The 8,375-nt window shown below is 68.4% G+C and carries 10 protein-coding genes and 1 pseudogene; 6 read left to right on the top strand and 5 right to left on the bottom strand.

Going from position 1 to position 8,375, the window contains the following annotated elements; genetic code table 11:
• A partial coding sequence (locus tag Q0581_RS05890; RefSeq protein ID WP_298698545.1) for an IPTL-CTERM sorting domain-containing protein occupies positions 1-182 on the top strand: 182 nt, incomplete at its 5' end.
• A gap of 150 nt (positions 183-332) precedes the next feature.
• Here Q0581_RS05890 and Q0581_RS05885 read toward each other — a convergent pair.
• Genes Q0581_RS05885 through Q0581_RS05875 form a run of 3 tightly spaced genes read right to left on the bottom strand, consistent with a single transcriptional unit; the run spans position 333 to position 3,021 of the window.
• Entirely contained in the window at positions 333-878 is a 546-nt protein-coding gene (locus Q0581_RS05885; protein ID WP_298698542.1) for a DUF1643 domain-containing protein, read from the bottom strand.
• Positions 875-1,660: a nucleoside triphosphate pyrophosphohydrolase gene (gene mazG, locus Q0581_RS05880; protein ID WP_298698539.1), complete on the bottom strand. Its 786-nt coding sequence runs from the start codon at positions 1,658-1,660 to the stop codon at positions 875-877. Before mazG ends, Q0581_RS05885 begins: the two co-directional genes overlap by 4 nt.
• Positions 1,657-3,021 carry an MFS transporter gene (locus Q0581_RS05875; RefSeq protein WP_298698536.1) on the bottom strand — a complete coding sequence of 455 codons (1,365 nt, stop codon included), beginning with the start codon at positions 3,019-3,021 and terminating at the stop codon, positions 1,657-1,659. Before Q0581_RS05875 ends, mazG begins: the two co-directional genes overlap by 4 nt.
• A 110-nt stretch (positions 3,022-3,131) precedes the next feature.
• On the opposite strand from Q0581_RS05875, the gene Q0581_RS05870 reads away from it, so the two are divergent.
• From Q0581_RS05870 to ygiD, 4 genes are all read left to right on the top strand, one after another.
• Positions 3,132-3,992: a M15 family metallopeptidase gene (locus Q0581_RS05870; RefSeq protein ID WP_298698533.1), complete on the top strand. Its 861-nt coding sequence runs from the start codon at positions 3,132-3,134 to the stop codon at positions 3,990-3,992.
• Positions 3,989-4,474 carry a hypothetical protein gene (locus Q0581_RS05865; protein WP_298698531.1) on the top strand — a complete coding sequence of 162 codons (486 nt, stop codon included), beginning with the start codon at positions 3,989-3,991 and terminating at the stop codon, positions 4,472-4,474. Before Q0581_RS05870 ends, Q0581_RS05865 begins: the two co-directional genes overlap by 4 nt.
• Positions 4,475-4,565: 91 nt before the next feature.
• Positions 4,566-5,168, top strand: a complete 603-nt coding sequence (gene wrbA / locus Q0581_RS05860) for an NAD(P)H:quinone oxidoreductase (protein WP_298698528.1) — start codon at positions 4,566-4,568, stop codon at positions 5,166-5,168.
• 5 nt (positions 5,169-5,173) lie between these two features.
• Positions 5,174-5,929 (top strand): 4,5-DOPA dioxygenase extradiol, encoded by a 756-nt coding sequence (ygiD, locus tag Q0581_RS05855; protein WP_298698527.1) that lies wholly within the window; start codon positions 5,174-5,176, stop codon positions 5,927-5,929.
• Here ygiD and Q0581_RS05850 read toward each other — a convergent pair whose 3' ends face one another.
• Together Q0581_RS05850 and Q0581_RS05845 are read right to left on the bottom strand one after the other, a co-directional pair.
• Positions 5,930-6,328, bottom strand: a complete 399-nt coding sequence (locus Q0581_RS05850) for a DoxX family protein (protein WP_298698524.1) — start codon at positions 6,326-6,328, stop codon at positions 5,930-5,932.
• 73 nt (positions 6,329-6,401) lie between these two features.
• On the bottom strand, positions 6,402-7,955 hold the full coding sequence (locus tag Q0581_RS05845; RefSeq protein ID WP_298698521.1) for an AMP-binding protein: 1,554 nt from the start codon (positions 7,953-7,955) through the stop codon (positions 6,402-6,404).
• 152 nt (positions 7,956-8,107) lie between these two features.
• Here Q0581_RS05845 and Q0581_RS05840 point away from each other — a divergent pair.
• A pseudogene (locus Q0581_RS05840) lies at positions 8,108-8,375 on the top strand (lipoyl synthase); the annotation flags it as partial.

The following is an 8,375-nucleotide window of genomic DNA, read 5'->3' as shown; positions in this document are numbered from 1 at the left end:
CGGGGCCGGACGGCACCCTGTGGTTCACCCAGTTGAGCGGCAACCGCCTCGGCCGCATCACCACGGGCGCGCCGCCGCCCGCCGTCGTGCCGACAATGACCGAGTGGGCGATGATCCTGTTCACTCTACTGCTGGCGGGCGGGGCTGCCGTGACGATCCAGCGACGGCGGCAAGCGGCTTGAGGCTCGCAGAGCGGAGCGATGCGTCTTAGCCGAAAGGGTGAGGGTCGGCTGTTCGCCGATCATCACCTGACATCCGACCCTCACCCTTTCGCGCGAGTCCGATCGCCTTTGGCTCTCGGGCGCTCAAGCCCTCTCCCGTCGGGAGAGGGATCACGGCCAGGGTCGGATCGGCGTATCCCCGCGCAGATACAGCGGATGCTTCGGGCTTCCGTCGCCATTGGTTCCGAAGCACCACAGGGCCACGCCATCGGCCCTCAACGCCTCGACCATCGCTGCGCCCGCCGGGGCCAGGGCCTTGTTCAGCTTGCCGTGGCACAGGATCACCTTGGCCGCGCCCGCCGCCGCCTGGCGGATGGCCGGCAGGTTGGCGGGCGAACAGGCGACCACGCCGGGCGCCAGCAGCATCTTGGGGTCGGTGGCGCGATAGTCGCCGACATTGGCCTTGATCATGGCGTCGAAACCCTCGCGCTGGGTGAAGGTCCATTCGCGCGCGCAGGTGGGGTCGTTGACGGTGGCGTCGGCCGTCGACGGGTTCATGCCGATGAACAGCAGATAGCGGGCGGGGAAGGCGTCCCCCAGCCAACGTCGCATCAGGGGGCGATAGCGGCCGTCCTCGCTGAACACCGCATCGCCCCGCACCCCCTGCATCAGGGCCAGCCGCACCTTGCCGCCCGGATCGTGCGCCCCGGCGCTCATGTCCGCTCCGCCGCCTTGGCCGCGTCCCACAGGGCGTCCATCTCGGCCAGGTCCGACTGCTCCGGCGTGCGGCCGTCCTTCGTCAGTTCCGCCTCGATGAAGGCGAAGCGGCGCACGAATTTGGCATTGGCGCCGCGCAGGGCGTCCTCCGGCTCGACGCCCAGCTTGCGGGCCAGGTTGGCGACCACGAACAGCAGGTCGCCCATCTCCTCGCGCGCCTTGTCCAGGTCGCCCGCCGCGATCTCGGCCTTCAGTTCGGCGACCTCCTCGGCCAGCTTGTCGAACACCTCGTCGGTCGAGGGCCAGTCGAAGCCGACCCGCCCGGCGCGCTTGGTCAGCTTGGCGGCGCGGGCCAGGGCGGGCAGGCTTATGGGCACATCGTCCAGAACCCCGGCTTGCGCCCGGGCCTTCCTCTCCTCGGCCTTGATGTCCTCCCACCGCGCCTTCTGCGACCAGGCGTCGGGCCGGGCGTCCTCGACGCCGAACACATGCGGATGGCGGCGTTCCAGCTTGTCGGCGATGGCGTTGGCCACGTCGTCGAAGTCGAACAGCCCCTGTTCCTCGGCCATGCGGGCATGGAAGATCACCTGAAACAGCAGGTCGCCCAGCTCGGACCTCAGCTCGTCCCAGTCGCCGCGCTCGATGGCGTCGGCGACCTCATAGGCCTCTTCGATCGTAGAGGGGGCGATGGTGGCGAAGGTCTGCTCCACGTCCCAGGGACAGCCGCCGTCCGGGTCGCGCAACCGCGCCATGATGGCCTTCAGCCGGTCGATGGGCGTCACGCGGCCTCTCCGTCGCGGGCGGCCAGGCGGGCGCGGATCTCGGCATGACGATCCGGCGTCAGCGGATAGATGCGCAGCACCAGGGCCGACGTCAGCAGCAGGACCACCGGCGCGGCGATGAACAGCCATTGCAGCCCGGCGATCACGCCGGGGTCGTTGACCGCGCCCGGCTGGGCGTCGAAGCCGATCCATTCCAGCACCGCGAAGGCGCCGACCGACAGGGCGTAGCCCATCTTCGAGGTGGCGTTCAGAATCGAGAACAACAGGCCGGTCCGGTCCGCCCCGTCGTCCAGCCGCACCGCGTCCGAGGCGTCGGCCATCATGGCCCGCAGCAGCAGGTCCGCCGCCCCGAAGGCCAGGCCCGTGCCGAAGATGGCGGCCAGGGCGGCGGGGAAGTTCCCGGCCGGAACCAGCAGTGTGGCGGCCGCGAAGCTGATGGCGAAGTAGACGCTGCCCACCGCCAGCGCCCGGTGCTTGCCGATGCGCGTGGCCAGGGCGGCCCACACCGGCGCGCCCACCAGGCCGGCGACGAAATAGACCAGCAGCAGGATGGAGGTCTGCTCACGCTCGAACCCGCGCGCCTGCTCGAAGAAGTAGAAGAACAGCACCCCGATCAGACCGCGCGCCGCGCCCAGCATCAGGTCCGAGATCAAGAGGCGCCGCAGCACCGGCTTCATCACCATCCGCAGGGTGGCGCCCAGGCCGCCATGCGGCGGCGGCGTGGCGTTGCGCGGCTCGGGCGTGAACAGGAAGGTCACCAGCAGCGCCAGCGGCAGCAGCACGACGATGAAGCCGCCCTGCATCCGCACCGCCTCGACGTAGCTATGGCCCATCGCCTGCGCCGCCACCGGGATCAGCAGAACCGCCAGCACGCCCAGGATGTTGAACACTTGCCACCAGCCATAGATGCGCGACCGCTGGTCATAGTCGGGCGACAGCACGGCGGCCCAGCTCATCTGGCTCAACAGGCTGATGGAATAGCCCAGGTACATGACCACCAGCCACACCGCCAGGTGGGTCGCCGACGCCCCCTGGGCCACGAAGAACAGCATGGCCACCGACAGCATCAGGATCGGCGCCCCGATGGCCATCCAGACCCGATAACGACCCCAGCGGGTCGAGGTGCGGTCGATGATCACCCCCAGCACCGGATCGACCACAATGTCCGCCAGCCGCACGATCAGGAAGATCAGGCTGACCGCCGCCAGGGGCACGCCCACATGGCTGGCGTAGAATTCGGGCAGGGTGACATAGACCGGCAGGCCCAGCGCCGCATACGGCAGGCAGCTGGCGGCGAAGGCGGCCAGGGTTCCGTTCGACCGGCGAATGACAGGCGGGGCGGAGGAGGGGGCGTCGGTCATGCGGGCGTCCGGGGCGGCGGCCCGATGAGTCGGCCGTCCCGATCACCCTGCCAGCAATCGTCAGACGATGCAGCCTTGCCGTCGCCGCAAGTCTGGGGCCTTGATGGGGCATGAGAACGGCTCTGGCCCTGTTGAGTCTGATCGCGGCCCTGCTGGCGGCGCCGACGTTGGCGCGCGCGGACGAGCGGTGTCAGGACGGGGCCGACCGCTGGGCCGGGCCGGCCTTCGCCAACGCCATCTCGGTGCATTCGCTGGAATGGGCGCCGTTCGGCGCGACCGAATGGGGGTGGGAGACCTATCTGCCCCTGATCCAGCGCGAGATCGACACCCATTGCGCGCCCGGCAGCCCGGTGTTCGCCGCCGCCCTGTCGGAGTTCCAGTCGCGCTACAATCTGCCGGCGACCGGGGTGTTCGATCCGGCGACGTTCCAGGTTCTGCGCGGCGTACTGCAGGAACGGCGCCCCTTCATCATGGCGCGGATCAATGGCGCGCCTTGCCCCGACCCGCCCCCGCTGAACCAGCTGGGCTATCTGGTGGCGGAGGAAGAACACGCCGACCGTCTGACCCGTCTGGTGCGCCGCGACGTGCTGGACGCCTATCGACAGATGGTCATGGCGGCGCGCGCAGAAGTGCCCGAGATCGCGTCGGATCATGAGCTGCTGCAGATCTTCTCGGCCTTCCGCGACCCGGAGGCAGACGCCGCCCGCTGCGCGGCCCAGGGCAATTGCGACGGGGTGCGACGGGCCGTCTGTTCGCCGCACCGCACGGGCACGGCGCTGGACCTGTATGTCGGCCATATCGAGGGCCTGGGCGTCGATTCCACCGTGCCGGCCAGCCGCCTGCACATGAGCCGCGGGCCGGTCTATCGCTGGCTGGTGGCCAATGCCGGGCGGTTCGGCTTCGTGCCCTATGTGTTCGAGCCCTGGCATTGGGAATGGACCGGCGAACCGGCCCGGCGCGGCCATCCGTGACGCCGGCCTGGGCCGTGCGCGCGCTGACGCCCGGCGAACGCGCCCTGGCGGTCGAGGTGTTCGCCGACGATCTGAGGCTGGAGCCCATCCGCATCCTGGCCGCGCCGTGGCCGTTCACGCGGGCCTTCGTGCCCGGGCGATGGTTCGGGCGCGACTGGATCGTCTGGCCCGGGCGCGATCTGGCGCCCGACCTGTCGGCGGTCGAGCTGAGGCGCCAGGCGGTGCTGGTGCATGAACTGGTGCACGTCTGGCAGGCCCAGCGGGGCGTGAACCTGCTGACCGGCAAGCTGAAGGCCGGCGACGGCCCAACCGCCTATGCCTATGCGGTCAGCGACGACTGCCTGTGGCCCGGCCTGAACATCGAACAGCAAGCCATGATCGTCGAGCATCGGTTCCGCCTGTCGCGAGGCGGAACGGCGCCGGCGGATCACGCCTTCTATGAGCGGGTCTGCCCCATCGGGCGGCGGCATATGGAAATCTGACGACCGGGCCTTGCGTCGCCCATGGCCGGCGCCCCATATCCGCACCTGTGGCTGTTACATACGGCCGTTTGTCATTTTCGCGGAGGGCGACATGCCGAAGATCCTGGTCCTGTATCATTCCACCTATGGCCATGTCGAAGCGATGGCCGAGGCCGTGGCCGAGGGCGCCCGCTCGGTCCAGGGCGCGGTGGTCGACATCAAGCGCGTGCCCGAACTGGTGCCCGAAGAGCTGGCGCGCAGCAGCGGCTACAAGCTGGATCAGGCCGCCCCCATCGCCAGGCCCGAGGAACTGGCCGACTATGACGCCGTCATCATCGGCGCCGGCACCCGCTATGGCACCGCGGCGTCCCAGATGCGCAACTTCCTGGATCAGACCGGCGGCATCTGGATGAAGGGCGCCCTGGTGGGCAAGGTCGGATCGGCCTTCACCTCGACCGCGACCCAGCACGGAGGCCAGGAGACGACCCTGATCGGCCTGATCCAGACCCTGCTGCACCATGGCATGCTGGTGGCGGGCCTGCCCTATGCCTTCCAGGGCCAGATGCGCATCGACGAAATGACCGGCGGCAGCCCCTATGGCGCCACCACCATCACCGGCGGCGACGGCGCGCGCATGCCCAGCGAGACCGAGCTGGACGGCGCCCGGTTCCAGGGCCGCTATGTGGCCGAGACGGCCAAGAAGCTGGTGGGCTGATCCCCATGGCCCGTCCGGCGGTCTTCTTCGGGCACGGTTCGCCCATGAACGCCTTGGGCGGGCCGTTCGCCGACGCCTGGGCTCAGGTCGGCCGCGACCTGGGCAAGCCCAGGGGCGTGGTCATGGTCTCGGCCCACTGGGAAACTCAAGGGTTGGGCGTCACGGCGATGGCGCAACCCCAGACCATCCATGATTTCGGCGGCTTCCCGCCCGAACTTCACGCCATGCAGTATCCGGCGCCCGGTTCGCCCGACCTGGCGCGGCGGGTGTCGGATCTGACCGGCGCGGTGATGACCGACCAATGGGGCCTGGATCACGGAACCTGGTCGGTGCTGGCCCATGTCTGGCCCGACGCAGACGTGCCGGTGGTGCAGCTGTCGCTGGACCGGCGCCTGGATGCGCGAGGCCACTATGATCTGGCGAAGCGGCTGAACGCCCTGCGAGACGAAGACGTGGTCATCGCCGGGTCCGGCGACTTCGTGCACAATCTGCGGACCTGGAAGCGGGCAGGCGGCGACGCCTATCCGTGGGCGGTGACCTTCAACGAGGCGGTCAAATCGGCCCTGACGCGCGGCGACGACGACGCTCTGATCGACTGGGTGCATCTGGCCGAGGAGGCGCAACTGAGCGTGCCGACCGACGAGCATTATCTGCCGCTGCTGTACGTCGCCGCCCAGCGCAGGCCGGGCGACGACGTCAGCTTCTTCAACGATGTCATCGAGGGCGGTTCGATCTCGATGACCGGTGTCAGGATCGGCTGATCAGCCGCGCTTGCCCCTCAGGGTATCGACGGCCCAGGCGCCCGGCCCGGCGGCGACAATGTACAGGAAGACCCAGCAGTACAGCGCCGCCAGCTCGCCGCCGTTGACCAGCGGATAGACGCCGCCATTGGCGACATGGAACTGGAAATAGGCCACGGCCATCATCCCCGACAGGACGAAGGCCACCGGCCGGGTGAACAGGCCGATCAGCAGCAGCGCCCCGCCGACCAGTTCGATCACCCCGCCGATCCCCATCTGGCTGGCGATCTCGAACGGCCCACGCGCCGCGGCGGGAAAGCCGAAGATCTTCTGGGTTCCGTGCTGAATGAACATCAGCGCGGCGACGATACGCAAGGCGGACAGCAACTGCGGCTGATAACGCGAGAAAGACGCAAACATCCGAATCCCTCCTCCCAAGGTTTCAGGGAAGAGCAGGGTGGATCACCCCGGGGGTCGCTTCAACCGTTAAGGTTCAGGCCGCATCGCTGACTTCGGCCATCTGCTGGATGGCGACATAGTCGGTCTTGCCGGTGCCCAGAACGGGCACTTCATCCACGCGCATGATCTTCTTGGGCACCGCCAGTTCCGGCGCGCCATGGGTGCGGGCCCATTCGGCCAGCCGCGCGACATCCGCATCCTTTCGGTCGGTGACCAGGACCAGCTTCTCGCCCTTGCGCGCATCGGCGATGGAGACGACGGCGTGCCGCGACTCGGGCCAGACCGCGCCGGCCAGGCCTTCCACGGCCGTCAGGCTGACCATTTCCCCGCCGATCTTGGCGAAGCGTTTGACCCGGCCCAGGATGGCGACATAGCCCTCGGCGTCCACGTCGGCGATGTCGCCGGTGTCGTGCCAGCCGTCTTCCAACGGTTCGATCACCTGGGGGTCGTCGGGCGACAGATAGCCCCGCATGACGTTCGGGCCGCGCAGATACAGGCGGCCGCCCTCGTTGATGCCCGGCACGCCTTCCAGCCGCCATTCCATGCCCGGCAGCATCTGGCCCACCGTGCCGGGGCGGTTGCGGTCGGGGTGGTTCACGGCCACCACCGGCGCGGCCTCGGTCGCGCCATAGCCTTCCAGCAGCTTCACGCCGCGGAATTTGGTGTTGAACAGGTGATAGGTCTCGTCCTTCACCTTCTCGGCGCCGGCGACGATGAATTCCAGCGTCGAGAAATCGTCCGGCCCGGCCACCCGCGCCCATTGGTTCAGGAAGGTGTCGGTGGCGAAGACGATCGAGGCCTTCACCTGCGGCAGCAGTTCGACAATCTGTTTCGCATGCAGGGGCGACGGATACTGGAACGCCTTCAACCCGCACAGCAGCGGCAGCAGCACCCCACCCGTCAGGCCGAAACAGTGGAAGGTCGGCAGCGGGTTGAACACCACCCAGGCCGGGTCCAGGTCGATATGGGCCGCGACCTGGCGCACATTGGCGGTCAGATTGGCCTGGCTGAGCACCACCCCCTTGGGCGCGCCGAAACTGCCCGAGGTGAACAGGATGACGCCGGGGTCTTCCAGGTTTGTCCGCACACGGAACCGGCGCGGCGCCATGCCGGCGACCAGGCCATAGATCTTGTCCTGAAGGCCGATGGTCTTACGCACATCGTCCAGCCAGACCATTTCGGCCACCGACGACAGATCGGCGATCAGGTCGTCCAACTTGGCCTGCTGAACGAACCGTTTGGCCGTCAGCACCTTCTTGACCCCGGCGGCCTTGATCGCGGCCTTCAGGTTCCGCTCGCCCGAGGTGAAGTTCAGCATCACCGGGGTGCGGCCATGGGCGTGCAGGCCATAGAAGGTCACCACCACGCCCGAACTGGCCGGCAGCAGCACGCCCACCCGCTCGCCCGGCTGGGTCATGGCGGCGATCTTGCGGCCCAGCACGAAGGCGGCGCGGATCAGCCCGGTATAGGTCAGGGGATTGCGATCCTGGTCCTCCAGGATGTCCTTGTCGCCGAATCGGTCGCGCGCCGTGACCAGCGCGTCGAAGATCGGTTCCTGTCCCGCCAGCAGATCCGCCGAAACCTTCAAGCCGTCCCTCCATTGCGGGTCTTGGTCGCCCGCGTTCAAGGGAAGGCAAACTAGAGGGCCGAACACGCGAAGAAAAGATGTGTAACGCGCCGTGAACTTCCGGCCGGGCCGCCGCCTTGCCTTTGCGACCTCAAAGGCCGACATAGCGGCCAATGGTCACCCTGATCGACACGCTGAAGACGACGCCGGCCCAGCTTCGCCACCCGGAGAAGCAGAACCGCCCGGAAAGCCCCGTGCTGCGCAAGCCGGACTGGCTGCGCGTCAAGGCGCCGGGATCGGGCCAGTACAACGCCACCCGCGCCATCGTGAAAGAAAAGGGCCTTCACACCGTCTGTGAAGAGGCCGCCTGCCCGAACATCGGCGAATGCTGGAGCCAGAAGCACGCCACCCTGATGATCATGGGCGACACCTGCACGCGGG

Source organism: uncultured Brevundimonas sp., assembly GCF_937863155.1.
In the GTDB taxonomy this organism is placed as follows: domain Bacteria; phylum Pseudomonadota; class Alphaproteobacteria; order Caulobacterales; family Caulobacteraceae; genus Brevundimonas.
This window is presented reverse-complemented; position numbering and strand designations above follow the sequence as displayed.